We start from the raw sequence: 25,142 nt of genomic DNA, 5'->3' as shown, positions 1-25,142 counted from the left end.
CCGCAAGGTCGCGATCAAGTGCAGGTCATTGTCCTGCGTCGCGATCTTGCGGATGGGTACCCTCCGCCTCGCGCAGTTCCCCGCGCCCCCAGATTCCCGCTAGGCCCCCGCCAGGTCGCGGAGGCGGCGGGCCTGGGCCTCGCGCTCCGCGGCTCGCTGCTGGTCGTACGTGCGGTCGCCCGCGCCCTGGAGGAGGGCCTTGGTCTCGATGACGGCGTTGCGCGGGGCGGCCAGCAGCGCGGCGGCGAGGTCGGTCGCGGTCGCCGCCAGCTCGGCGGCGGGGACAGCGACGTTCGCGAGGCCGGTGGCGACGGCCTCCTCCGCGCCGACGCGGCGGCCGGTGGCGCAGATTTCGAGGGCGCGGGCGTAGCCGACCAGGTCGGTGAGGGGCTTGGTGCCGGTGAGGTCGGGGACCAGGCCGAGGGAGGTCTCCTTCATGGCGAACTGCACGTCCTCGGCGACGACCCGCAGGTCGCAGGCGAGGGCGAGCTGGAAGCCGGCGCCGACCGCGTGGCCCTGGACGGCGGCGACGGAGATCAGGTCGGTGCGGCGCCACCAGGTGAAGGCCTCCTGGTAGAAGGCGATGGTGGCGTCCAGTTCGGCGTCGGCGGAGGCGGCCAGCTGGAGGAAGCCGGTCTCGCCGGGGATGCCTTCGGGGGTGAACATCGCGCGGTCGAGGCCGGCGGAGAAGGAGGAGCCCTCGGCCTGGAGGAGGACCACCCGGACGGTGCCGGGGAGGGCGCGGCCGATCGCGGCGAGGGCGCGCCACATCGCGGGGGTCTGGGCGTTGCGCCGCTTGGGGTCGCAGAGCGTGACGGTGGCGAGTTCGCCGGCCAGGTCGAGGCGGACGCCGGCCTGTTCCCACGCGGTGCGGTCGGCGTCGGGGATGTGGGTGGTCATGGCGGTGCTACCTCCAGCGACAGGGCGGGTACGCCCGTCGACCCCGACGGGCTACTGGAGAGTAACAAAGCGCCGGATCCACGTACAGGAATGCCGGCGCAATACCCGCGAATTGCCGGGCGCACCGGCCCGGAAACGGCGGTCGGCGGCTCGGGAGAACCCGGCCGCCGATCCGTGTGGAACGTCGTGCATTGGCGAGCAGCGTACTGGTGCAACAAGGGCGGCGGGCTGCTCGAGCGCCGTCCGCCGGAGCTGATGGGCCGTCAGGAACCGGCGGCCGCAGCCGTTTTGCCCTTGCCGCGGGTGGCGCCGCCGCGACCGCGGAGGTTGACTCCGGACTCGCTGAGCATCCGGTGGACGAACCCGTAGGAGCGGCCCGTCTCCTCCGCGAGGGCGCGAATGCTCGCGCCGGAGTCGTACTTCTTCTTGAGATCGGCCGCGAGCTTTTCACGCGCGGCGCCTGTCACCCGGCTGCCCTTTTTCAGAGTCTCGGCCACCCGTGCCTCCTCGTAGAGGTGATCAGTCAGATTCCCATGATCACCCATTGCAAGGCTCCTGGCCACCCATTCGACAAGGTCCGTCACGCGAAAGCGGGCTCGGCCGGTGGTGTTCGCAGCGCACCAGGGCGCTCACGGAGGGTGTGCGCGCCCCTCCGCGATTCGTGCCGGCGAGCGAATCCGCTGCTCAGCCCGGCCGGGCGGAGCCGGACCGGGCGGCGGCGGTGCGGGGGTACAGAGCCAACGGACGCACGGCCCCGGGTGTTCCCGAATTCGACGGACGACCAGTTCTTCTCGTACCGGTGGCCGACCCGGCGTCTACGCGGGATTCAGGCGAGCGACACCAGGTCGTGGTAAGCGGGGCTCCACAGGTCCTCGACGCCGTCGGGGAGCAGGATGATCCGCTCGGGCTGGAGCGCCTCCACCGCGCCCTCGTCGTGGGTGACCAGGACGACCGCGCCGCTGAACGAGTGCAGCGCGCCGAGGATCTCCTCGCGGCTGGCCGGGTCCAGGTTGTTGGTGGGCTCGTCGAGCAGCAGCACGTTGGCGCTGGAGACCACCAGGGTGGCGAGCGCGAGACGGGTCTTCTCGCCGCCGGAGAGCACGCCGGCCGGCTTGTCGACGTCGTCGCCGGAGAACAGGAAGGAGCCGAGGATCTTGCGGATCTGCACCAGGTCGGTGTCGGGCGCGGCGGTGCGCATGTTCTCCAGCACGCTGCGCTCGGGGTCGAGCGTCTCGTGCTCCTGGGCGTAGTAGCCGATCTTCAGGCCGTGGCCCGGGACGACCTCGCCGGTGTCGGGCTTCTCCACGCCGGCCAGCATCCGCAGCAGGGTGGTCTTGCCGGCGCCGTTGAGGCCGAGCACGACGACCCGGGAGCCGCGGTCGATGGCCAGGTCGACGTCGGTGAAGATCTCCAGCGAACCGTACGACTTGGACAGCCCGGAGGCGGTCAGCGGGGTCTTGCCGCACGGGGCCGGGTCGGGGAAGCGCAGCTTGGCGACCTTGTCGGACTGGCGGACCTGCTCCAGGCCGGACAGCAGCTTCTCGGCGCGGCGGGCCATGTTCTGCGCGGCGACCGTCTTGGTGGCCTTGGCGCGCATCTTGTCGGCCTGCGCGTTGAGGGTGGCGGCCTTCTTCTCCGCGTTGGCGCGCTCGCGCTTGCGGCGCTTCTCGTCGTCCTCGCGCTGCTGCTGGTACTGCTTCCAGCCCATGTTGTAGATGTCGATGGCGGAGCGGTTCGCGTCCAGGTAGAAGACCTTGTTGACGACCGTCTCGACCAGGTCGACGTCGTGCGAGATGACGATGAAGCCGCCCTTGTAGGTCTTCAGGAAGTCCCGCAGCCAGGCGATCGAGTCCGCGTCGAGGTGGTTGGTGGGCTCGTCGAGCAGCAGGATGTCGGCGTCCGAGAACAGGATCCGGGCCAGCTCGACGCGGCGGCGCTGACCACCCGAGAGGGTGTGCAGCGGCTGGCCGAGGATGCGGTCGGGCAGGCCGAGCGCGGCGGCGATGGTGGCGGCCTCGGCCTCGGCGGCGTAGCCGCCCTTGGTGAGGAACTCGGTCTCCAGCCGGGAGTACTTCTTCATCGCGTTGTCGCGGGTGGCGCCCTTGCCGTTGGCCATCCGCTCCTCGTTCTCGCGCATCTTCTTGAGCACGGTGTCGAGGCCGCGGGCGGACAGGATGCGGTCCCGGGCGAGCACGTCCAGGTCGCCGGTCCGCGGGTCCTGCGGCAGGTAGCCGACCTCGCCGGAGCTGGTGACGGTGCCACCGGCCGGCAGCCCCTCGCCGGCGAGCACCTTGGTCAGCGTGGTCTTGCCCGCGCCGTTGCGCCCCACCAGCCCGATCCGGTCGCCCGGGGCGATCCGGAAGCTGGCCGACTCGATCAGGATGCGGGCACCGGCACGAAGCTCCAGGGCGTTCGCGGAAATCATGGCTGGGGTCACTCCTAGACGTGGGTATGGCACTCAGCCATTCGCTTCAGTCTACGGGAGCGCGCGAACCGTTTTTCAGGGGTGGGGGAGCACGGCCGGGGGCGCCTGGGGGTACCTCCGTCTCACTTCTCGCAGTGCGGGGCCACCGCCGCGAACGGCACCGCCGTTCCGCAGTTGCTCTCCCGCGCGCCGCGGGTGGTGTCGTAGACCCAGGTGCCGATCACCGGGCCGTCGTCGATGGCGATGCGGTGGCCGTCGAGGGCGCGCATCGTCACGTCGGGGCCGGTGTTGAGGAAGTTGCCGGGGGCGGTGAGGGAGAAGACCATGACGCCGCCGGGCAGTTGGCGGGCGCCGGCGTTGTTGGTGGGCGGGCAGACGCGGGGAATGAGCACCGCGTCGTCGCTCTGGGCGGTGCGCGCCGGGTCGAAGGTGCAGCCCGCCGGGGGGCGGGAGTTGAAGCGCAGGTCGCCGTCGCGGTCGCGGAAGCCCATCAGCAGGCCGGGGGTGACGACGGTCACGAAGGCGTCGGCCTTCGGGTCGGCGGACGGGTGCAGGACGGTCGCGGCGCGCTGCACGGCGAGCTGTTGGCGCTGCTCGTCGGTGCGGTCGGCCTCGCCGGCCTCGCCGTCGGCGCGCAGCCAGTCGGCCAGGCCGGGGACGCCGCGGTGCCAGCGCACCGAGTGGTCGGCCGGGTTGACCGAGGTGATGATGCCGTCGTCCCAGACCACGGCCGCGTCCTCGCCGGTCATGGTCAGGTGGAGCGCGGTGCTGTTGTCGCGGCGGTAGGACCACAGGTGCTCGCCGGTGCTCCGCGAGAAGGCCTCGACGCCGGGCCCGACTCTCAGCTCCAGGTCGCCGGCGCCGGCCGACTGCGCGCCGACCGGGCTGACGGCCGCGGCGCCGGGCAGGACCTGGTCCCCGAACGGCTGCGGGCGGTTGGCGTGCGCCGCCGCGCCGGCCGCGAGGACCAGCAGTGCGGCGGCGGCGGGCAGGACCGATCGGGGCGACAGACTGCGCAGCGGATTGAAGGACACGGCCGGAGCGTACCGTCCGTCCCTGACGGAATTCAGCTGGATTCGAACGCGCCACGCCGCCGCGGAGGGCCTTGGCCGGTTCCGACGCCACCGTGTCCGACCTGCGTCTGCCGGGCGCTCCCGGGCCGGGGCGGCCGGTTAGGGTACGGCTTCGAAGGGCCGGTGGACTGTTACAGAGGTGAGACAGGGATGCAATTCGACGACGACGCGCAGCTCGACGATTCGCAGGTGCAGGACCGCCGGGGCATCCCGGGCGGCGGGCTGGCGATCGGCGGGGGCGCGGTCGGCATCCTCGGCCTGGTGGTGGCGCTGGTGTTCGGGCTGGACCCGGGCCTGTTCGGCTCCTCCGACCCGCAGGGCAGGCCGGCCGCCAGGCCGGCCGGCGACCAGGGGCAGCTCGGGTCGACGTGCAGGACCGGCGCGGACGCCAACCAGCGGCAGGACTGCCGGATCCTGGCGGTGGTGAACAGCGTACAGAACTACTGGCAGGGCGAGTTCAAAAGCCGCGGCAAGCAGTACTCGTCCGCGCCCACCGTGCTGTTCACCGACCGGGTGCAGACCGCGTGCGGCCCGGCGAGTTCGGCGGTCGGGCCGTTCTACTGCCCGGGCGACCACAAGGCCTACTTCGATCTCGGCTTCTTCAACGACATGACCCGCCAACTCGGCGCCCGGGGCGGCCCGTTCGCGGAGGCGTACGTGGTGGCCCACGAGTACGGGCACCACGTGCAGACGCTGCTCGGCACGATGAACAAGGTCGGCAACGACCGGCAGGGCGCGGACAGCGCCTCGGTGAAACTGGAGTTGCAGGCCGACTGCTACGCGGGCGTGTGGACGCACCACGCCACCACCACCCCGCAGGCCTCCACCGGCCGCCCGCTGATCACCGAGTTGACCGACGACGACATCGCCCGGGCGCTGGACGCCGCCGAGTCGGTCGGCGACGACCGGATCCAGCGGCGCGCCACCGGCGGCACCAACCCGGAGACCTGGACGCACGGTTCCTCGGCGCAGCGCACCCAGTGGTTCACCACCGGCTACCGGAGCGGCGATCCGGCGAAGTGCAACACCTTCGGCTGACCGTTCGAACACGGCGGCGGGGCACGGATGACTCGATGGGGTGACCTGCGTCATTTCTGATGGTCTGTCAGGTTAGGCTCCAAAGACCGGAGTTGTCACCGATCTCTGTTCGGAGTGAGCCCATGCGCCTCGGCCGTCTGACCCTGGCTGCCGCCGCTCTGCTGCTGATGACGACCGCGAGCGTGCCCTCGGGCACGCCGCTCAGCCAGACCGAGCGGCATGCGGCGCTCTCCTCGGAGGCCATCCAGCCGCGCGGCGCCGCGCCCCGCCCGGTGGTGCAACGGGCGCTGCACGAGGTGCCGTTCGGAGCTTTCGTCGGCTCCTGGAACGAGTACATCCCGAACATCGCGCGGATGGCGTCCTGGCTGAACAACGCCAACATGCAGGTCGGCCACACCTACTTGGCGGGCAACGGCTGGCAGGACGTCGAGGGCGAGTCCGCGGTGCTCGGCCTGTGGTCGCAGTGGCGGCAGGCGGACCCGACCCGGCGGCTGGTGCTGGGGGTGCCGATGCTGGTCCCCAACGAGGGCAACGTGCCGGACGACGAGGTGGCCGCCCTGCTGACGCGCGGCAACCGGGGCGAGTTCGACCAGCACTTCCTGCGGCTGGCCCGCAAGTTGGTCGCGCTGGGCGGCGCCGACACCGTGCTGACCCTGGGCTGGGAGATGAACGGCGTCACCTACACCTCGCGCTGCAAGCCCGACCCGTCGGGCTGGAAGGCGTACTGGCGGCGGATCGTCGGTGTGATGCGCTCGGTGCCCGGGCAGCGCTTCGTCTTCGACTTCACCCCCACCCGCGGGCTGGACGCGATTCCGTGGACGCGCTGCTACCCGGGCGACGACGTGGTCGACATCCTCGGGATGGACAGCTACGACATGCCCGCGGGCGCCACCTTCGACGAGTTCGTCACCGAGCCGTACGGGCTGCAGGACCAGGTGGAGTTCGCGGCCAAGCGCGGCAAGCCGGTCTCGTACCCGGAGTGGGGGCTGTTCCGCAACGGCGACAACCCGGAGTACGTGCGGCGGATGGTGGAGTGGATGCGCACCCACGACACCGCCTACCAGACCGTCACCGACTACTGTCCGCACGGCTTCTGGCAGTGTCAGGACAATCCGAAGTCGGCGGCGGTCTATCGGCAGTTGATGTCCGGCTCGGCCGGGGCGGCCGGGTCGTCAGCGCAGCCTGGCGCGCACTAGCTTCTCCTTCAGTTTCGGCAGCCTGGTCCGCAGCAGCCGCACGGCGGCGATCCTGGCCCGCACCCGCAGGGCCCGGGCGGCCGCCCACGGGGCGAGCCGGCCGGGGCCGAACACCAGCCGCTGGTTGGGGAGTTGGTCGGGCCGCCAGCGCTGCTTGTACGGTTCCTGGCCGCGCAGCAGGCTCAGCTGCGGGATCCCGGCGGCGCGCACCTCGTCCAGTGCGGCGCCGAACAGCAGGCCCGCGATGTCCAGGCGTTCGCGCAGCTTGGGGTGGGCGCCGTACATGTAGAGGCCGCCGAACGGGGCGCACAGCAGGACGAGGTTGACCGCGAGCAGTTCCCCGTCGAGCTCGAAGCGGTGTATGGCCGCCCGGCGGGTGGCCACCAGTCCGGTGGTGGACTCGGTGAGGTGGTTCGCGAAGCGCTCGGTGCGGTGTTCGGGGGTGACGCCGCGGTCCTGCCACTGGAGCCGGTGCAGGCGCAGCAACTCGGCGACGGTGTCGGGGACTTCGTCGGCGGTGGCGGAGTGGACCCGGACCCCGGCCTGGGCGATCTTGCGGAGTTTGACCCGGCTGCGCTGCGCGGTCTTGCCGGGCAGCCGCTTGAGCAGCTCGTCCATCGGGACGGCGGGCAGGTACTGGCACAGCGAGTCGGCGAACCGGTGGCGGCGGCCGCGCCAGTGCGCGAACACCCGCTGCACGGCGGCCTCGGGGTGCACCTCGCGCAGATCCAGGCTGTGCCAGGGGCGGCGCAGCGGCAGGGCGGCGGCGAGTTCGGCGGCGGCCCGGTCGGCGCACTCGTCGTCGAGCAGCACGTCGGTGAAGTCGACCAGGCCCGCGCCGAGGTTGGTCAGGCCGCCGAACGGGCCGCGGCGGCGCAGCGCGGCGGCGGCGACCAGCCGACCGTCGCGGCGGACCAGCACCACGACCAGGGCGCCGGGCCGGCCGTAGCTCTGCCACCAGGAGCGCAGCCAGGGCGCGGCCTGGAAGGCGGTGGCGGTGGAGCAGCGGCGGTGCAGGTCGTCCCACTCCTCGGCGACCAGCTCCAGGGCGTCGTCGCCGCGCAGGACTTCGGCGCTCCAGCGGTCGGTGGCGGGGCGGGCGGCCTGGGCGGGGACGCGGGCGTCGGCGGCGGTCGGCTGGCGGAGCTTCACCGGTACACCCCTTCGGAGCGGGAGGCCTCGGCCTGGGCGGGGAGGACGGTGGCGGGGTCGGGTGCGGCGGCGGCCCTGCGGCGGGTGAGCATCGCCAGGGCGCCGAGCAGGACGCCGGCGGCGCCGCCGACCGCGGTGTCCAGGGCGGCGGACGGCGAGGTGGGGGCGTCGGGTTCGGCGGCGGCGGCGAGTTGGACCAGTTTGACGCCGGTCTCCTTGCTGCCGGCGTTGCCGAAGGCGATCAGGGAGCGGGCGACCGCGCCGGCGTTCTCCACGGCGTCCTCCGGGCGGGGGCCGGTGCCGGTGATCTCGATGACCGGGGCGTCCGGGGAGGTGGTGCCGCGCACCAGCTCGGACAGCGTGGCCACCGAGTGGTGGGTCTCGGCGGCGGCGCCGAGCAGCACCTGCGGCTGGCCGGTGAGCCGGCCGTACGCCTGGGCGAAGTTGACGGCGTTGGCGTTCTCGCCCGGGGCCTGCGGGACGACCACCACGTACGCGGAGGAGGCGTAGGAGGGGTGCGAGACCAGGGCGTAGCCGGCGCCGGCCGCCGCGCCGAGCGGGACGGCGGCGGCCAGCGGCCACCAGCGGCGGGCCAGCGCGCGGGCGCGGGGGCGGAGATCGGGCATCGGAGGGCTCCAGGGAACGAGGGGGCGGGGGTCAGTGGGCGCCGGCGCGTCGCCGGGCGGGCTGCCGCGGTGCGGGCAGGGCGCCGGCCGACTCCCGGTAGAGGGCGGCCAGTTCGGCGGCGATCCGGGTGATGTCGTAGTGCGCGACGGCGGGCGGCACCGGGAGCGGGCCGGGCGGCGCGCTGGCCAGGGCGGTCAACTCCCGTGCGTAGCAGTCGGGTTCGGAGGGCACCAGGCGGGCGTGCGGGGCGGCGTCGGCGGGCAGTTCGGCGAGTGCGGGGCAGGCGGAGTGCAGCAGCGGCAGCCCGGCGGCCAGGCCTTCGAGGGCGGCGAGGCCGAAGGTCTCCGCGCGGGACGGGGAGACCAGGGCGTCCATGGCGGTGAGCAGTTCGGGCACGTCGTCGCGTTCGCCGGTCAGCACCAGCCGGTCGCGGACGCCGAGCCGGTCGGCGCGGGCGGTGAGCGCGTCCCGTTCGGGGCCCTCGCCGACCAGCAGCAGCCGGGTGTCCGCCGGGAGCGCGGGGAGCGCCTCCAGCGGGACGTGGAAGCGCTTGCCGGGGACCAGTCGGCCGACCGCGCCGATCACGAACCCGTCGGCGGGCAGGCCGAGTTCGGCGCGCAGGCGGGTGCGGTGGGCGGTGCGTTCGGCGGGCCCGAAGCGGTACCGGGCGGCGTCCACGCCGTTCGGCAGCAGCCGGACGCGGTGCGCGGGGACGCCCCAGGCGTCGAGGGTGGCGGCGACCTGGCCGGAGACCGCCAGGGTGGTGGCGCCGAGCCGTTCGGCGGCCAGGTACAGCGCCCTGACGCCGGGGGTGGTGGGCCGGCCCTCGATCACCCCGGCCTGCAGCGAGTGCTCGGTGGCGAGCACCGTCCGCACCCCGGCCAGCCGGGCGGCCAGCCGGCCGTACAGCATGGCCCGGTACAGGTGGGTGTGGACCAGGTCGTAGCGGCCGGTGCGGATCAGCCGGACAAGGCGGGGCAGCACGCCGAGGTCGCGGTTGCCGCGCATGCCGAGGTGGTGGACGGTGAAGCCGTCGGCGCGCAGTTCGCGGGCCACCGTGCCGGGGTTGGTCAAGGTGGCCACCTCGTGCTGCTGGTCGTCCGGCAAGTGCCGCAGCAGTAGGGCGAGTTGGCGTTCCGCGCCACCCGCGTGCAGGCCGGTGACCACGTGCAGGACTCTCACCGCCGCTCCCCCGCGGCGGCCTTCGGCGGGGCCCAGCGCAGCCCGGTGACGGCCTCGCGCCAGCGGTGCCGGCTGTGCTTGGCGCGCAGCCGCCAGGCGCCGTCGCGGTCGCCGACGTAGCAGCGCGGCAGGGCGTGCCGGCCGGTCAGCGAGGAGTGGGCGATGGCGCAGGCGTAGTCGTAGCCGGCGTCCCGGACGGCCCGGGTGGCGGGCAGGTCGACGGAGCCGTACGGGTAGCAGAAGCCGGTGACGGGGCCGCCGACCAGGTCTTCCAGCTTGCGCCGGCTCTCCTTGGTCTGGCGTTCCAGCGCGGCGGGCGCAAGGCCGGACAGCGCCTGGTGGCCGAGTCCGTGCGAGCCGATCTCCCAGCCGGACGAGGCGAGTTCGGTGACCTGTTCGACGGTGAGCAGCTTCTTGCGGGGGCCTTCGCTGTCCCAGTGGTTGGCGGCGCCGAGCAGGTCGGGCATCACGTAGGCGGTGGCGGTGAAGCCGTACTCGCGCAGCACCGGGACGGCGTGCCGGGCGAAGTCGGCGTAGCCGTCGTCGAAGGTCAGGCCGACCAGCCGGGACTCGCGGCCGCGCTGCTGGGCGTCGAGCAGTTCGCGGACGCTGACGCCGCGCCGGCCGGAGCGGCGCAGCCAGTCCATCTGTTCGGCGAAACGTTCCGGGCTGACGGTGAGTTGGTACGGGTCCTCGTCCTCCTCGGCGACCGAGTGGTACATCAGGATCCAGGGTGCGAGCCGGGGCGCGAGCGCCTGCGTCGGAAGACAGGTTTCAACGGCCATGCGGCTTCCCTTCGGCGGGTGCGGGGGCGTGCGGTCGCCGGGCCCGGGCGAGGATCGCCAGGACCGGCCCGCGGACCTCGGGGACGCCGAACAGCGCGCCGAGGGCCGCGAAGACCAGCAGGACGGTGGCGCCGCCGAGCAGGGCGGCGGTCAGCGGCGCGGCGGCCGCCCGGATGGCGAGCGAGCCGATCGCGGCGGCGGCGATCGCGGCCGCCAGCAGCCGGGCCTGCCCGCCGAGCACCCGACCGAGGCGCAGCGCGACGCCGCGCAGCATCAGGCCGCGCATCAGCAGCGCCGCGGTGAAGGTGATCCCGACGGCGTTGCCGGCGGCCAGGCCGGGGGCGCCGAACTGCGGTGTGAGGGTGACGCCGAGGGTGAAGGTGACGACCAGTCCGAGCGTCATCGCGCCGACCGGGTACCAGTCCAGCCAGGTGGTCCGGTCGCCCTCGGCGCGCGGGGCGTCGGCGCGCCGCACCACCGGGCGGACGCAGAAGTACGGCCGGACCATCACGCCGATCATCGCCTGGGCGGGCAGGCCGAAGCTGTACACCCGGATGACGGCGGCGGTGGCCTCGGTGTCGGCGGGACCGAACGCGCCGCGCTGGAACAGCAGCGCCACCACGGCGGGTGCGCAGGCCAGCAGGAAGGCGGTGCCGAGCAGGACCAGGGCGGCGGCCTGGCCGAGGTCCTTCTCGACCCGGTCGCGGGCGGCGGTGAGGTCGCCGGAGGCCATCGCGCGGGCCACCACGGGGAAGGTCACGGTGACGATCAGGATCGCCGAGGTCATTGCCAACTGGCTGACTTTGGCGGCGTAGTTGAGGTGCGAGATGGTGCCGGGCGGCAGCGCCGAGCCGAGGTAGCGCTCGATGAACACCTGGGACTGCCGGGTCAGCGAGAACGCGGCCACCGGCAGCAGCGCCAGCGGGATCAGCACCAGTCCGCGCCCGGCGCCGCGCGGCCGGGAGCGCCGGCGGCGGGCGTCCAGCCGGCGGACGAACGGCACCACCAGCACGCCGGCCATCAGCATGCTGCCGAGGGCCACGCCGAGCGCGGCGGAGCGCACGCCGAGCAGCCGGTGGCCGCTGAGCAGCAGCGCCAGGATGCCCAGGTTGTACATCACGTAGATGACGGCGGGAGCGGTGAACGCGTGCAGGGCGCGCAGCGCGGAGGCCAGGTAGCCGGCCACGCCGAACGGGACCACGGTGACCGCGGTGATCCGGGTGCAGGTGACGGCGAGCCGGGGGTCGGCCAGGCCGGGGGCGAGCAGCTCGACCAGTTGGGGGGCGAACAGCGCCACGGTGCCGGACAGCGCGCACAGCGCGAGCAGCAGCCCCGGCAGCGTGGAACGGGTCAACTGCCGTACCGGGTCCGGTCCTTGGCGGCGTTCCTCGCGCAGCACCAGGGCCAGGCTGAAGGCCGGGACCATCAGGAAGGCCATCGCGTCCTCGATCAGCAGCGGCGCGGCGGTCTCCGGCACCGTCCAGGCGACCAGGAACGCGTCGGTGCCCTGGTTGGCGCCGAAGTAGCGAGCCAGCAGCAGGTCGCGGAGCAGGCCGAGGCCGGAGCCGGCCGCGCTGAGCAGGGCGGTCACGCCGAAGGCCTTGGCGAGGAAGCCGCCGCGGGGGCCGGCCTCCGCGGCGTCGGCGCGCGGGGCCGGTACGGGGACGGTCGTGGTGACCGGGGCCACCGGCTGGTCGGTCGTCATGCGCCGTTCGCTCCAGTGGAGTCGCAGTGGGCGGGCCCGGGCAGTGCGGTGCGGGCGGCGAGGCCGAGCACCACGGAGGTCAGCACGGTGGTGGTGCCGCCGATGTCGGCGTAGAGGAAGTCCCAGAGCACCCAGCAGAGCAGGGCGAGGGCGGCCAGTCCGGGGCCGGCGGCGCGGCGCAGGCAGCCGAGCAGCAGGGTCAGGAACAGCGCGAGGTAGGCGAGGACGCCCAGCAGGCCCTGTTCGCTGAGCACCAGGAAGTACATGTTGTGCGGGGACAGCAGCGGTTCGCGCTGGAAGCCGATGGTGGCGTCGGCGGCGTCGCTGCCGGAGGAGAGCCGCAGCGGGGCGTGGCTGTCGCGCAGCTGCTGGAACGCCTTGGGGCCGGCCCCGGTCAGCGGGTGGTCCTGCCAGATCCGGCCGGCGGTGGCCCACAGGTCGTAGCGGTCGGAGACGGACTGGTCGGGGGCGGCGGAGACCGAGCCGATCGAGCCGATCCGTGCGGCGACGCCGGACGCGCCGAGGCCGAGGCCGCCGACCAGCACCACGGCGGCGGCCCCGCCGACCAGCACGCCCTTGACGGCCAGCCGGGCGTCGGCGCGCAGCAGCAGCACGGTGGCGGCGACGGCGGTGGCGATCCAGCTGCCCCGGCTGAACGACACGGCGAGCGGGAAGGCCAGGAACGCGGCGCTCGCCCACATCGCGCGGCGCAGCGGGCGGCTGCCGCCGGGGCCGCGCTCGGCCAGGCCGAGGGCGAGGGCGGCGAGCAGCCCGAAGGAGACCACACCGGACATCGCCATGATGTCGAGCGCGCCGAAGGTGCCGACGGCGCGGATCGGCTGCCCGGTGTAGGAGGCGCCGGTGCGGGTCAGGTACTGGAACGCGCCGACCGCGCCCTCGATCAGCGCGGCCAGCACGAAGGCGCCGAGCACCAGCCGCTGGTCGGTGCGGTCGCGGACGGCGAGCAGCACGGCGGCGGGCACCAGCACGAAGATCTGCGTCAGCCGGACGAACCCGGTGAGGCTGGCGGCCGGGTCGACGGAGTGCACGGTGGCGACGGCGGCGGCCAGCACCACGGCGCCCAGCAGCGCTGCGGCGGCCGGGTCGAGCCGGGGCAGCCGGCCGCGCAGCAGCCCGACGGCGGTCAGTCCGACCAGGGCCAGCGAGGCCAGGTCGGCGGGGGTGACGTGGACGGCGGCGGCGACGTCCTTCTCCCCGGTGGGGACGCAGACCAGCAGCACGGTGGCGGCGGCGAGCAGGCTCGGCCGGGGCGCGGCTATGCCGGTCAACCGCCGGGCCGCTAGCGGGAGTCGGAGGGTGACGGCCACGGTGTGTCAGCTCCCGTCCGGGCGGACCACCAGGGCGGCGGTGCGCAGCAGGATCTTGGCGTCCTGCCACAGGTTCCAGCCCTCGATGTAGCGGTTGTCGAAGCGGGCCCGGTCCTCGATGGAGGTGTCCCCGCGCAGGCCGTTGACCTGGGCGAGGCCGGTGAGCCCGACCGGGACGCGGTGCCGGTCGGCGTACTCCGGGTAGGCCTGGCTGAACCGCATCACGAAGTAGGGGCGTTCGGGGCGCGGGCCGACCAGGCTCATGTCGCCGCGCAGGACGTTCCACAGCTGCGGGAGCTCGTCCAGCGAGGTCTTGCGCAGGAACCGGCCGGCCGGGCCCACCCGGTGGTCCTGGGCGATGTTCCAGTGGGTGGCGGACTCGTGCTCGTTGCTGGGGCGCAGGGTGCGGAACTTCAGCAGGGTGAACACCCGGCCGTCGAGGCCGGTGCGCTGCTGGCGGAACAGCACGCCCGGGCCGGTCTCGCGGCGCACCGCGAGGGCGCAGACGGCGAGCAGCGGGGAGATCAGCAGCAGGCCGAGGCCGGCGGCGGCGATGTCGAAGGCGCGCTTGACGACCCAGCCGTGCCGGCGCATCGCGGGGGCGCCCAGGCGCAGACAGGGGAAGCCCCACAGGTGGTCGCCGGCGCCGCGCACCGAGGCGAACTCGCGCATGCCGGGCAGCAGCCAGACCTGGCAGCCGAGGCGGGCGGCCTGCCGCAGGGTGGCCAGGGTGGCGGCGTCGTCGGCGGCGCCGCCGGTGGCCAGCACGTGGTGGATGCGGTAGCGGCGCAGCACCCGGCCGAGCACCTCGCGGCCGCCGAGCACCGGCAGCGGGCCGCCGGGGGGCAGCAGCACCGGGTCGGCGTCGAGGTAGCCGACCGGCCGCAGGCCGTACTCGGGGCGGGCGGTGAGCACCTCGGCGATCCGCTGGCCGAGTTCGCCGGCGCCGAGGATCAGCACCGGGCTGGGACGGCGGCGGCGGGCCCGGCGGGTGAGGTGGTGGACGTAGGCGCGGCCGAGGGCGGCGAGCGGGAGCATCAGCAGCAGCAGGGCGAGCAGCCGCATCGGGCCCATCGCGCCGAGATCCGTCCAGTGGCCGGTCAGGCAGGCGTCGGCGGTGACGGCGAAGGCGGTGGCGACGGCGGCGCGGGCGGCCAGCGCGGGGAACTCGTCGAGGGCGGAGAGGCTGAGCCGGCTGCGGTAGAGGCCGCCGGCCAGGTTGAGCGGGAGCAGGGCGGGCAGCAGCAGGAGGGCGGTGGCGATCGGGCGGGCGGCGGCCGGGGCGGTGGCGGCGGCGGCCAGGGCGACGGCCGCGGTGTCGGCGCCGGCGAGCGCGAGCGGCAGGGCGACCCGGGAGTGCAGGCGGCCGCGGTGGCGGCCGACCCCGGCCGCGGCCCGGGGCGGCAGCGCCCGGGACCTCGGCCGGTCGAGCAGTCCGGCCCCGTGGCGGTGGTGGCCGAGGCCCGCCAGCACGTCCGCCGACCTCGGCACACTCTCGTGGTCAATGCTCATCAGCGCACGAACTCCCCTGCTGTGAACCCGTCCAGGTAAGCACCTGCTGCCGAAAAGGCGGTCGGCCATTTCTCCGGTGGAAAATGGGGACGAAGCAGGCAGAATCAGACATTACCGAACGCCATTGCGCACGCAGGACGTTGACATGCCATTTCATTCCACCCGCCTAATAATCGGACATTCGGGAAAGAAGGCCGCACCTGCGCGGGCGGGCGATCACGGCCTGACAAACGATCAGAATCGCTGCGGGACACGGGATGCGCGGCCCACGGGGACCACCCGGCTCCGAACAATAGTCCGGTAAATTGCCGCCACCTGCGAGATTACTTGCCGGATATCGTGATGATCTGCCACATGTGCACGGGCCACCAGCCCACTCCGTTCGCATTCGATCCGATCGGAAAGGAATTCGACCAGCCGTTCGGCCATCGCACGGGAATTCTCCGGCGGCACCACCGACCGGCCGAGCTCGCCGGGCGGCACGCACTCCCGCGCCCCCGCCACATCGGTCAGCAGCACCGGCCGACCGCAGGCCATCGCCTCCAGCGGCGCCAGCGCCATCCCCTCCCAGCGCGAGGGCAGCACCACCAGGTCGGCGGCGGCCAGCCACAGCCGCGGGTCGGCCACGTCGCCCACCAGGCGCACCCGGGACGGGTCGGGCAGCGAGCGCACCCGCCCGGCCAGCGCGTCCGCGTCCGGGCCGCCGCCCACCAGCACCAGCCGGGCCGCCGGCAGCCGGACCTGCACCCGCTCCCAGGCGTCCAGCAGCACGTCCTGGCCCTTCTGCCGGCACAGCCGCCCGACGCACACCGCCAGCGGGACGGACTGCTCCTGGCCCAGCGTCATCCGGGCGGAGCGCCGGGACGCCGGGTCGGCGGCCGCGAAGTGCGCCAGGTCGACGCCGTTGGGCACCACCCGCCAGTCCGCGACCAGCCCGGCCGCCACGCCGTCAGCCTTCTCCTGCTCGCTGACGCACAGCAGGGTGCGCGACCAGCGGGTGGCGAACCGCTCCCAGCGCAGGCTCGCGCCGGCGAGGGCGCCCTCGACAGCGGCGAAGGACCAGGCGTGCGGCTGGAACACGGTCGGCACGGCGCCCCGGGCGGCCAGCCGGCCGACCAGCCCGGCCTTCGCGCTGTGCAGGTGCAGCACGTCCGGCTCGGCGCGGCGCAGGATCCGGCGCAGCCGCCAGGCCTCGCCGAGGGCGCCCGGCCCGGGTGAGCGTTCGGCGGGCCAGTCCAGGACCTTGGCGCCGGCGGCGGCGGCCTCCTGGGCGAGCCGGCCGCCGGGCGGACAGGCCACCAGGACCCGGCAGCCGGCCGCGCGCTGCCCGCGCACCAGGTCGACCACCACCCTGGCCACGCCGCCGTCGACCGGTTGGGAGACATGAAGGATCGTCATCTGCACGGCCCGGAGCCTAGGTTGACGACCGTGCGCCACCCGGTCCGCTTCACCCGTGCGGGGGAACGGAACACCCGTACGGCTGATGTGCCGTACGGGTGTCCGAATATGGGTGTGCGGTTCAGCCGAGCTCGGCCGCCAGGTTGGCCAGCACCTGGTCGTGGATCCGGTTCAGGCCCTTGGGGGCGAAGGTGCGCTCGAAGAAGCCGCCGATGCCGGTCGCGCCCGTCCAGCTCGCCTCGACGGTGACCTTGCTGCCGTGCTCGCCGGCCGCCGCGACCGTCCAGGTGATCACCATCGAGGAGTTGGCGTCCGTCTCCACCAGGGTGTCCGGGGTCGGCGCCGTCACCGTGAACAGGCAGTCGCGGACCCGCTTCTCGGTGGCCTGGAGCCGCCAGTGCACCTGGGTGCCCGCGCCCGTGCCGCCGGCCCGCACCTCGTACTCGCTGTACTGCGCGGGCAGCAGCTTCGGCCGGGTCACCGCGTAGTCGGCCAGCGCCTCGTACACCCGGGCCGGGCCGGCCCCGTACGTCCGCTCGGTGGTGGCGTGCACCTTGCCCATCTGCTCACTTCTCCTCGGTCCGGTCACTCGACGTCGTCGGCGCCAAGCCAACCACCGCCGCCTGCCCCCGCCAAACCGGAACCGGCCGCGCGTTAGGGTGGGCGGATGCTGGAACAGGTGACGGCGCTGCGGTACGTCGATCCGCTGCGCGCGGGCGGGTCGGTGCCGGGGGTGGTGGAGGCCGACGACCTGGGCACGTACGTGGTGAAGTTCACCGGTGCGGCGCAGGGCGTCAAGGCGCTGGTGGCCGAGGTGATCGTCGGCGAACTGGCCCGGCGGCTCGGCCTGCGGGTGCCGCCACTGGTCCTGGTCGACTTCGACCCGGCGGTCGCCGCCGACGAGCCGGACCAGGAGATCCAGGACCTGCTGCACGCCAGCGCCGGCCGCAACCTCGGCATGGACCTGCTGCCCGGCGCCCGGGACTTCAAGCCCGGCATGATCGACGTCTCCCCCGTCGAAGCCGGCCGGATCGTCTGGCTGGACGCGCTGACCGGCAACGTCGACCGCAGCGTGCACAACCCGAACCTGATGGTCTGGCACGGCCGGCTCTGGCTGATCGACAACGGGGCCGGACTGATCTTCCACCACCGCTGGTCCTCCGCCCACGCCTCGGTCCACAAGCGCTACGACCTCAGCGGTCACGCCCTCGGCGGCTACGGCCCCGACCTGGCCGCCGCCGACGCCGAGCTCGCACCCCTGGTGACGCCCGAACTCCTCGCCGAGATCACCCAGTTGGTGCCGGACGCCTGGCTGGCCGACGAGCCCGGCTTCGACTCCCCGGCGGCCGTCCGCACCGCGTACGTGGAACACCTCGCCGCCCGGGTCGCCCAGTCCTCCGCCTGGCTCCCGGAAGGCTTCGCCACCCCCGAACAGATCCGCGCCGCCGAGGAGCGCGCCGCCGCCGCCCGCACCGCCGCCCGCCCCGCCTGGCTCAAGCAGGTCCCCAACCGCGCGGGCCTCGCCTCGGTCGAATCGGACTGGTCCCGCCACATCGACGAAACCTGACCTGCGGTCGGCCGCGGCCACGGCGGGAGCCGGGCACGTCGGGCCGCTGCCCCCGGCCGGCCACAACGGCCTGCGGCCGGCTCCACCGACAGCGGAGGGCGGCCTCCACCGCGACCGAGCTGCGGAACTCGGCTCGGGCCCGGGGGCTGGAACCACCGTCTCCCGGTCGGCCACGCCGAGACGGAGCCGACAGCCTGCGCGTCAGCTGCACCCGCGTCGGAAGCTCCGCCCCGGGCCACAGCCGGAGGCAACCGAGGCACCGCCGACTGCGCCTGCGGCGAGGCCAACGGACCGCGCCCAGCTGGGAAATCGTCGGACCCGGCCGGCAGCGGCCCCGGCTCGCACTGCGACGGGGCCACCGACCCGCCGCAGGCAACAGGCGCGCCCGAGCCTGCGACGCGTCGGCCGGCCGGCGGCACCGGACCCGCTGACGCCCGGCCTGTCACACCGGAGCTTCGACCCGCTGCGCCGACGCCGGGGAGCCTCCGGCCCCGGACCACGCGACGCCCCTGCTCCCGGCGCGCCACGACTGCCGGCTCCGACGATGTCGGAAGGCCTCGGCCCCGGACGGTCACACCGAGGCGGAGCCGGCAGCCTGCGCGTCAGCTGCACCCACGTCGGTAGCTCCGCCCCGGGCCCACAGCCGGAGGCAACCGAGGCACCGCCGACTGCGCCTGCGGCGAAGCCGCCGAGGCGAAGCCAACGACCGACGCCCAGCTGGGAAATCATCGGCCCCGGCCGGCAGCGGCCCCGGCCCGCACTGCGACGGGGCCACCGACCCGCCGCAGGCAACAGGCGCGCCCGAGCCTGCGACGCGTCGGCCGGCCGGCGGCACCGGACCCGCTGACGCCCGGCCTGTCACACCGGAGCTTCGACCCGCTGCGCCGACGCCGGGGAGCCTCCGGCCCCGGACCACGCGACGCCCCTGCTCCCGGCGCGCCACGACTGCCGGCTCCGACGACTCGGCCCCGGACGGTCACACCGAGGCGGAGCCGGCAGCCTGCTGCCGGCTGCACCCGCCTCGGAAGCTCCGCCCCGGGCCCACAGCCGGAGGCAACCGAGCACCCCCGACCGCGCCTGCGACGAAGCCGACGGACCGTGCCCGTGCGGGAAAGCACCGGGCCCGACCGCCCGAGGCCCGGCTCACAGCGGCGTGATCGAACCACCGAACCGGGCCTGCGGCAGGTCGGCCGGCCGTTCCGGCTGCTCGGGGCCTCGTGTCGTGCCGCAGGCCCGGTGGTGGTGGGGGGGTTACTGCTTGGCGGCCTTGGCGGCGTTGACGATGCCGGCGCCGTAGAAGCCGTTGTTGGCGGGGGTGCCTTCGCAGGTGGCCTGGTAGTCGCCGGTGCCACCGGGGTTGAAGACGCCGGTGGGGCAGGCGTGGGGGTCGGCCTGCTGGGTGAGGAGGGTGCGGAGCTGGTCGGGGCCGGCGGTGGGGTGGGTGGAGGCGAGCAGGGCGAGGACGCCGGCGACGTGGGGGGAGGCCATCGAAGTGCCGGACATGTAGGCGTACTTGTTGCCGGGGACGGTGGAGAGCACGCCGCCCCGGTGGTCGGGGGTGTCGGGCGCCTGGAAGGCGGTGGCGTCGCCGCCGGGGGCGGAGACGGTGACCTTGTTCAGGCCGTAGCTGGAGTAGTAGGACTTGTCGCCCTTGGAGCCGATCGCCGAGACCGAGATGACGCCGGGCAGTTCGGCGGGCAGGCTGAGGCAGCTCGCGTCGATCGGCCGCTCGGCCGGCTCGGTGTCGTCGGGGCTGGTGACGTCGACGGTCTTGTGCGCCAGGTCGATGTTCTCGTTGCCCGCGGCGGCGACGTTCAGCACGCCGCCCCGGCGGGAGTAGTCGACGGCCCGGCGGACGGACTCACTGACCGCGGCCTGGTCGGGGTCGCCCGCGCAGTTGAACATCCACGGGTCCACGTAGTAGCTGTTGTTGGTGAGCGTGAAGTGGTGCTCGGCGGCCCAGACGAAGCCGCAGATCGCGTACTCGGGGTAGATGAACCCGCCGTTGTCGACCACCTTGACCGCGGCCAGCCGAACGCCGGGGGCGATGCCCTCGATGCCCTTGCCGTTCTTCGCGGCGGCGATGGTGCCGGCCACGTGGGTGCCGTGGCTGCTGCTGGTGGGCTGCCAGGACTGCCAGCTGGTGTCGGCGCGGCCGCTGAGGCAGGACGCGGAGAGCGACGGGTCGACGGCGGCGGCGAGGTCCTCGTGGGCGGCGTCGATGCCGGAGTCGAGCACGCCGACCACCACGTCGCGGCTGCCGAGGGTGGAGGCGTGGGCCTGGTCGACGCCGATCTGCCGCATGTCCCACTGGTTGGCCCAGAGCGGCTCGTTGCCGTCGGCGGCGGCGGTCGGCGCGCTCTCCTCGACGCCGGCCTCGACGTCCATGGCGGCCTGGATGCCGGCGGTGCGGCTGGCACCGACCGAGTCGATGGTCTTCGACTTCCGGAGCTTGGCGGCGAAGCCGGGGTCGCTGGAGCGGGCGATCACCACGCCTATCTGCTCGTAGGACACGACCACGGTGCCGCCGGCCGCCTGGATCTCGCGCTCCGCCTTCTTGGTCTGGCCGTGGTTGGCCTTGGTGTTCACCACGTAGTTCATCGGCTGTCCGGTGGCGGCGGCCGAGGCGTCGGCGGCCGGTGCGGCGGAGGCGGCGCCGGCCGCCGGTCCGGCGAGGGCGCCGGCCGTGATCAGGGCGAGACCTGCGGCGAGGAGTGCGGAGCGGCGGATCCGGGGAACGCTCATAGGGGTTGACCCTCCCGAGTCTCGGCGGACGCGATCGAGGTGATCGAAAGCGCGCGAATGGCCGGGAGACTATTCATCCCATATGACAAAAATCAAGAGGTAGTAAAACAATCGGCGTAGAGCGGGCGAGTGCCCGGTCCGCTGTCGGTCGGACCGGGCACTCGCGCTTCGGGGGCGGCTCCCCGACGGCCGGTCAGCCGCCGAACAGCTCACCGTAGGCGGCCATCGCCGTGGCGATGTCGGCCTGCGCCCAGAACCGGTGGTAGCTGAACGTCGGCGCCGCGCCGCCGTTCAGGTAGCTCTGCACCTTGGCGAACGACGGGTCGCTGCGGTACCAGGAGCGGATCGACAGGAACGTCGAACTGCTGTTGATCGCATCGCCGTTGGGCATGGTGCCGGTCCAACCGCTCGGCACCGACACCGAGTCGTTGAAGCGGCTGTAGTCGGTGCGCGTCTCCGGCACCGAGATGCCCAGCGCGTCCTGGTTGTTGGCCCACATGCCGTCCAGCAGCTTCTGCGCGGCGGTCTTCGCCGCGGTGTTGCCGGACTTGGCCGCGTAGTACGACAGCAGCTTGGCGTACGAGCCCGCCACGCCGACGTCGTTGGTGTAGTCCACCACGCTCACGTGCAGGCCGGTGTTGGCGCCGGGCGAGCTCGCGTTCCAGGTGTCCGGCTTGCCGCTCCAGGACAGCGTGGACGGGATCCGGTAGCTGCCGTCGGCGTTGAAGGTGGTCTGCGACAGCGCCCAGGTCACCCACTTGTCCAGGATGGCCTTGGCCCTGGCGTCGCCGCTGGAGAAGTAGTACTCGGCCATCCGCTCCAGGCCCCAGGCCTGGAAGCCGAACCACTGGTTGGACGGCGGGTCGTGGTAGACCGGCGCCTCGTCGTAGAACATCCCGTAGAAGGTCGGGGTGCCGGCCGGCGGGGTGTCGTAGCTGCCGTTCCAGCTGTTGGTGGCGCCGCCCGCGATGGCGCCCTCGCTGGACTGCAGCCACTGGGTGAACTCGACCTGACGGCCCATCGAGGTGGTCCAGTCGGCCTTGCCGGTGCTGGACTTCGGGGCCATCGCCGGGTCGTTGACCAGCGCGTACGCGGCCATCGGGTTCTGGTAGCCGCCGTGCGCCGCGCTGTCGCCGATCCGCCAGGCCCAGCCGGCCGAGGTGTCGGTGGCGCCGCCCCAGGCGTAGTACCAGGACAGCAGGTAGTGCTCGGAGTCCTTGCCGTTGCCGGCCGGGCAGCTGGTCGGGCCGGTGCAGTTGCCGACCTTCTTGAAGTACTTGTCGAAGAACGAGTACCGCAGGTAGTCGCCCATCTTGCCGGCCTTGGCCACCGTGGTCGCCACCTGCGAGCCGTTGCCCTGTGCCTTGGCCCAGGTGTCGGCCCAGTACGCGGCCTGGATGGCGCGGGCGTCGGCGTCCGGCGCGTCGGTGTACTTCCACTGCTTGGCGTAGGAGCTGTCCTTGATGAACAGGTCCAGGTAGCCGTTCTTGCCGCCGTAGGTGAACTTGTCGCAGGTCGGCTGCGGGACGGTCTCCCACACCGACTCCTGCGCGCCGCGCTGGTAGGTGTTGATGAACGACGGCCCGGTGTCGGTCGGGCCGGCCTCGCACTTGCCGGGCGCGTTGCCGTAGCCGTAGACGTTGTCGACGTCCTGCAGCCAGTGCATGCCGTAGATGTCGTCGGTGCCGTACGCGCTCTTCAGCTCCGCGGCGATCGGGTCGTTGCCGGGAGTGACGGCGGAGTCCATGGTCGACGGGTAGTCGCTCGGCAGCGGGTGCTCGGGCGCGTAGGTGGCCGGCTTGGACGCGTTGTACGCCGAGTTGGTGGGCTGGTCGGCGTGGCCCGGGATCATGTACGTCTCCATGAGCGTCCACGCCGAGTTGAACTTCGACCAGTCCTTGGTCACCCGCCCGTACTGGGCCTCCAGCCAGAGCAGGTACGAGTACGCCTCCGAGGTGGTCTCGTGGCCCTGGTCGGGGGCCTCCACCAGCAGCGTCTCCACCGAGTGGTACGGGATGCCCTCGGGCGAGAAGTAGCCGTTCGCCGGGTCCTTGATCTTGTTGTACAGCTGCAGGAACCGGTCGTTGTACACCCCGGACGCGGCGGCCAGCTCGGTCACCGTCACCGCCGAGGAGGTGTAGCCGGTGGCGGCGGAGGTGAACGTCGCCGAGCCGGTGGACGAGGCGTCGGCGGTCAGCGTGACGGTCTGCGCGGTCGACCAGTTGCTCGGCGTGAAGGTCAGCGTCCCGCCGGAGCTGACCGACAGCCCGGTGTTGCCCGAGGTGCGGGTGGTGGTGACGGTGACGTTCGCGCTCGGCTGGGCGGACAGCTTCAGGGTGAAGCTGCCGGTCTTGCCCTGGTTCACCGACAGCGTCACCGGCGTGGCCGTGACGGCCGGACCCGCCGCCACCGTGATGCCCGCCGGGGTGGACTCGCTGCTCGCGCCGAGGCTGTCGTACGCCTTGGCGTAGATCGAGTGGCTGCCGCTCGCCGCGCCCGTCCAGTTGAAGGTGTACGGGGCGGTGGTGGCGGTGCCGAGCAGCGTGGTGTTGTCGTAGAACTCGACCTTGCCGATGCTCGCGCCGTCCGCCGCGCTCGCCGTCGCGGCGAGCGGGATCGCCGCCCCCGCCTGGTAGTTGGCACCCGGCGCCGGGCTGGTCAGGGTGGTGGTCGGGGCCGCGTGCGCGCCCGCGCAGGCGGTGCCGTTGACCGCGAACGCGGTGGGGGCCGCGTTGGTGCCGCTGTACGCGAAGTTGGCGCCCGCGCTGACCGAGCCGCCCGCCGCGATCGTCCCGTTCCAGTCGGCGTTGACCACCTTGACGTTCTTGCCGGACTGGCTCCAGGTGCCGCTCCAACCCGCGCCGGAGAGCGTCTGGTTGCCGGCGTAGGAGTAGGTGAGCGTCCAGCCGTTGAGCGCGGCCGTGCCCTTGTTGTTGATCGCCACGGTGGCGGTGAAGCCGCTGCCCCAGTCGCTGACGGTGTAGTCGACCGAGCACTGCACGGCGGCGGCGGACGCGGGCAGCACCACGGCGGTGGACAGCCCGGCGGTGAGCAGCAGGAGGGCGGCGCTGAAGGCGGTGGCCCGGTTGCTGGGTGGAGGCATGACGGCTCCTCGGGTGGGGGTGGGTGGAGGGAGTCCGGAGTGGGAGCGCTCCCAAATATCGGGAGGGCGGTGGGGAGTGTCAAGGGATTGCGCAGCCGGGGGTGGATTCAACTCCCCTGCGGGTGACCCTCGTTGGGAGATCTGCTGTGGGAGCGCACCCAATCGGCCGGGTTGGCGGGCCCAGTGGCGGGCTGAAACTTTCCGGCGCCCCGGCCGAGTAGCGGACCTCGGCGAGGAACGCCGGGGCGTCCGGCGGGGGCCATCGTTGAAAGGCTGCCGCTCCGGTCGCCCGCCGGATTTCCGTCTGTCCCCGACGGCGCCCCGGTGCCTAGAATCGGCTCCGCCCGGCGCGCACCGAGCAACATCCGGACGCCTCCGGCCAGTTGACCACACGTGGAAGCGAGGGGCGGATGGCGGGCGAGGAGATACCCGGCGCGCGGGAGGAGCTGCGGCGGCGCGGCGAGCGGCTGTTCGCGGAGTTCGCGGCGCTGCTGGCGGCGCTGGCACCCGGGCAGGCACCGCCGGAGCACCCGGAGATCACGGCCTTCGGCAACCCGCTGTCCTTCGGCTACCACCGCCAGGTCGCCTTCGACCGCACGCCGGCCGGCCCCGACCTGCCGGACCGCGCCCGGGCCGCGCTGGCCGGCTGGGAGACGACGGCCGAGCGCACCGGATCCGGCTCGACCGTCCTGCACGCCTGGCGCGACGGCATGACGCTCCGCCTGCACCTCCACCCGCAGCGCGGCCTCACCCTCGCCCGCGCCGACCTCGAACCGGCTGCGCTGCACCTCCCGGAGGTCTTCGTCCGCCCCGAACCGCTGCTCGCCCCCGAGGACGTCCGCCCCGGCTACGAACTCTGCCCCGAATGCGAGGGCCTCGGCTGGTGCGAACGCTGCTGGGGCCGCGGCTGGACCATGGGCGGCATCACCTGGGGCGGCCGCACCGAAGGCCAGGCCCGCTGCGGCGACTGCCTGGGCAGCCGCGCCTGCCCGTTCTGCCGCGGCGCGGGCGAACGCCCCCAACGCTGAGGCCTCGCGGGGCGGAGGGGAACCGGCGCACCCGACAGCGCCCTGCGGGCAGCCGCGCCCCGCCCGCTGAACGTCCGCCGGGCAAAGGCGGACTGCGCCCGGGCAGCCGACGGCGGTGCGGGCCCTGCGGGGCTCGCTGTGGACCGGATCGTGCCACTGGGCTGCGGGCGAACCACCGGAAGCGCCGCGGCCCGCCACGCGCACCGCGGTCGCAGCGATCGCCGGGCGGACGGGCGGGCGGCAGCGGCTTCGACAGGCTGTTCGTCGCAGGCCGGCGCGTGCCCGTTCTCCTTGTCGGGGTCCGGCCCGCGGTGCGGCGGTGTCGGTGCGGGCGCCTGGCGGGCGGGGGGCGGGAAAAGAATTCTGCTGTTGCCCCGT

General features: G+C 73.6%; 19 protein-coding genes. 4 read left to right on the top strand and 15 right to left on the bottom strand.

Features of this window, described 5'->3' with window-relative positions:
• Positions 1–99: 99 nt before the first annotated feature.
• The 4 genes from ACWEMJ_RS21360 to ACWEMJ_RS21345 all read right to left on the bottom strand — a co-directional run bounded on the left by ACWEMJ_RS21360 (position 100) and on the right by ACWEMJ_RS21345 (position 4,359).
• Positions 100–900: an enoyl-CoA hydratase/isomerase family protein gene (locus tag ACWEMJ_RS21360; protein ID WP_452138660.1), complete on the bottom strand. Its 801-nt coding sequence runs from the start codon at positions 898–900 to the stop codon at positions 100–102.
• 263 nt (positions 901–1,163) lie between these two features.
• Positions 1,164–1,397 carry a helix-turn-helix domain-containing protein gene (locus ACWEMJ_RS21355; protein WP_043912348.1) on the bottom strand — a complete coding sequence of 78 codons (234 nt, stop codon included), beginning with the start codon at positions 1,395–1,397 and terminating at the stop codon, positions 1,164–1,166.
• A gap of 329 nt (positions 1,398–1,726) precedes the next feature.
• Entirely contained in the window at positions 1,727–3,325 is a 1,599-nt protein-coding gene (gene abc-f, locus ACWEMJ_RS21350) for a ribosomal protection-like ABC-F family protein (protein ID WP_452138659.1), read from the bottom strand.
• 122 nt (positions 3,326–3,447) lie between these two features.
• On the bottom strand, positions 3,448–4,359 hold the full coding sequence (locus ACWEMJ_RS21345) for a hypothetical protein (RefSeq protein WP_452138658.1): 912 nt from the start codon (positions 4,357–4,359) through the stop codon (positions 3,448–3,450).
• 189 nt (positions 4,360–4,548) lie between these two features.
• Here ACWEMJ_RS21345 and ypfJ point away from each other — a divergent pair, with 189 nt between their 5' ends.
• Both ypfJ and ACWEMJ_RS21335 read left to right on the top strand, forming a co-directional pair.
• Positions 4,549–5,436, top strand: a complete 888-nt coding sequence (gene ypfJ, locus ACWEMJ_RS21340) for a KPN_02809 family neutral zinc metallopeptidase (protein WP_452138657.1) — start codon at positions 4,549–4,551, stop codon at positions 5,434–5,436.
• Between the two features lie 122 nt (positions 5,437–5,558).
• Positions 5,559–6,632 carry a glycoside hydrolase family 26 protein gene (locus tag ACWEMJ_RS21335; protein WP_452138656.1) on the top strand — a complete coding sequence of 358 codons (1,074 nt, stop codon included), beginning with the start codon at positions 5,559–5,561 and terminating at the stop codon, positions 6,630–6,632.
• Here ACWEMJ_RS21335 and ACWEMJ_RS21330 read toward each other — a convergent pair.
• The 9 genes from ACWEMJ_RS21330 to ACWEMJ_RS21290 all read right to left on the bottom strand — a co-directional run bounded on the left by ACWEMJ_RS21330 (position 6,609) and on the right by ACWEMJ_RS21290 (position 16,883).
• Positions 6,609–7,784, bottom strand: a complete 1,176-nt coding sequence (locus ACWEMJ_RS21330) for a GNAT family N-acetyltransferase (RefSeq protein ID WP_452138655.1) — start codon at positions 7,782–7,784, stop codon at positions 6,609–6,611. The genes ACWEMJ_RS21335 and ACWEMJ_RS21330 overlap by 24 nt on opposite strands.
• Positions 7,781–8,410, bottom strand: coding sequence for a Wzz/FepE/Etk N-terminal domain-containing protein (locus tag ACWEMJ_RS21325; protein WP_452138654.1), 630 nt, complete (start codon positions 8,408–8,410; stop codon positions 7,781–7,783). The genes ACWEMJ_RS21330 and ACWEMJ_RS21325 overlap by 4 nt, the downstream gene beginning before the upstream one ends.
• Positions 8,411–8,441: 31 nt before the next feature.
• A complete protein-coding gene (locus tag ACWEMJ_RS21320; RefSeq protein WP_452138653.1) occupies positions 8,442–9,593 on the bottom strand; it encodes a glycosyltransferase in 1,152 nt (383 codons plus the stop codon).
• Positions 9,590–10,378 (bottom strand): polysaccharide deacetylase family protein, encoded by a 789-nt coding sequence (locus tag ACWEMJ_RS21315; protein ID WP_452138652.1) that lies wholly within the window; start codon positions 10,376–10,378, stop codon positions 9,590–9,592. The genes ACWEMJ_RS21320 and ACWEMJ_RS21315 overlap by 4 nt, the downstream gene beginning before the upstream one ends.
• Positions 10,368–12,083 (bottom strand): lipid II flippase MurJ, encoded by a 1,716-nt coding sequence (locus ACWEMJ_RS21310; RefSeq protein ID WP_452138651.1) that lies wholly within the window; start codon positions 12,081–12,083, stop codon positions 10,368–10,370. The genes ACWEMJ_RS21315 and ACWEMJ_RS21310 overlap by 11 nt, the downstream gene beginning before the upstream one ends.
• Positions 12,080–13,411 (bottom strand): O-antigen ligase family protein, encoded by a 1,332-nt coding sequence (locus ACWEMJ_RS21305; protein ID WP_452138650.1) that lies wholly within the window; start codon positions 13,409–13,411, stop codon positions 12,080–12,082. The genes ACWEMJ_RS21310 and ACWEMJ_RS21305 overlap by 4 nt, the downstream gene beginning before the upstream one ends.
• 6 nt (positions 13,412–13,417) lie before the next feature.
• The gene (locus ACWEMJ_RS21300) at positions 13,418–14,923 is read right to left on the bottom strand and encodes a sugar transferase (protein ID WP_452138649.1); all 1,506 of its coding nucleotides are present in this window, start codon (positions 14,921–14,923) and stop codon (positions 13,418–13,420) included.
• A gap of 234 nt (positions 14,924–15,157) precedes the next feature.
• A complete protein-coding gene (locus tag ACWEMJ_RS21295; RefSeq protein WP_452138648.1) occupies positions 15,158–16,321 on the bottom strand; it encodes a glycosyltransferase in 1,164 nt (387 codons plus the stop codon).
• 121 nt (positions 16,322–16,442) lie between these two features.
• Positions 16,443–16,883 carry an SRPBCC family protein gene (locus ACWEMJ_RS21290; RefSeq protein ID WP_452138647.1) on the bottom strand — a complete coding sequence of 147 codons (441 nt, stop codon included), beginning with the start codon at positions 16,881–16,883 and terminating at the stop codon, positions 16,443–16,445.
• A gap of 105 nt (positions 16,884–16,988) precedes the next feature.
• Here ACWEMJ_RS21290 and ACWEMJ_RS21285 point away from each other — a divergent pair, with 105 nt between their 5' ends.
• A complete protein-coding gene (locus ACWEMJ_RS21285; RefSeq protein ID WP_452138646.1) occupies positions 16,989–17,888 on the top strand; it encodes a HipA family kinase in 900 nt (299 codons plus the stop codon).
• A 1,251-nt stretch (positions 17,889–19,139) separates the two neighbouring features.
• Here ACWEMJ_RS21285 and ACWEMJ_RS21280 read toward each other — a convergent pair.
• Together ACWEMJ_RS21280 and ACWEMJ_RS21275 are read right to left on the bottom strand one after the other, a co-directional pair.
• Positions 19,140–20,633, bottom strand: a complete 1,494-nt coding sequence (locus ACWEMJ_RS21280) for a S8 family peptidase (RefSeq protein WP_452138645.1) — start codon at positions 20,631–20,633, stop codon at positions 19,140–19,142.
• 193 nt (positions 20,634–20,826) lie between these two features.
• On the bottom strand, positions 20,827–23,736 hold the full coding sequence (locus ACWEMJ_RS21275) for a glycoside hydrolase family 48 protein (RefSeq protein ID WP_452138644.1): 2,910 nt from the start codon (positions 23,734–23,736) through the stop codon (positions 20,827–20,829).
• Between the two features lie 383 nt (positions 23,737–24,119).
• Between ACWEMJ_RS21275 and ACWEMJ_RS21270 the strand changes: the two genes are divergently transcribed.
• A complete protein-coding gene (locus tag ACWEMJ_RS21270; RefSeq protein ID WP_452138643.1) occupies positions 24,120–24,764 on the top strand; it encodes a hypothetical protein in 645 nt (214 codons plus the stop codon).
• Positions 24,765–25,142 lie beyond the last annotated feature (378 nt).

It is taken from the genome of Kitasatospora sp. NPDC004531, from assembly GCF_053602195.1.
This window is presented reverse-complemented; position numbering and strand designations above follow the sequence as displayed.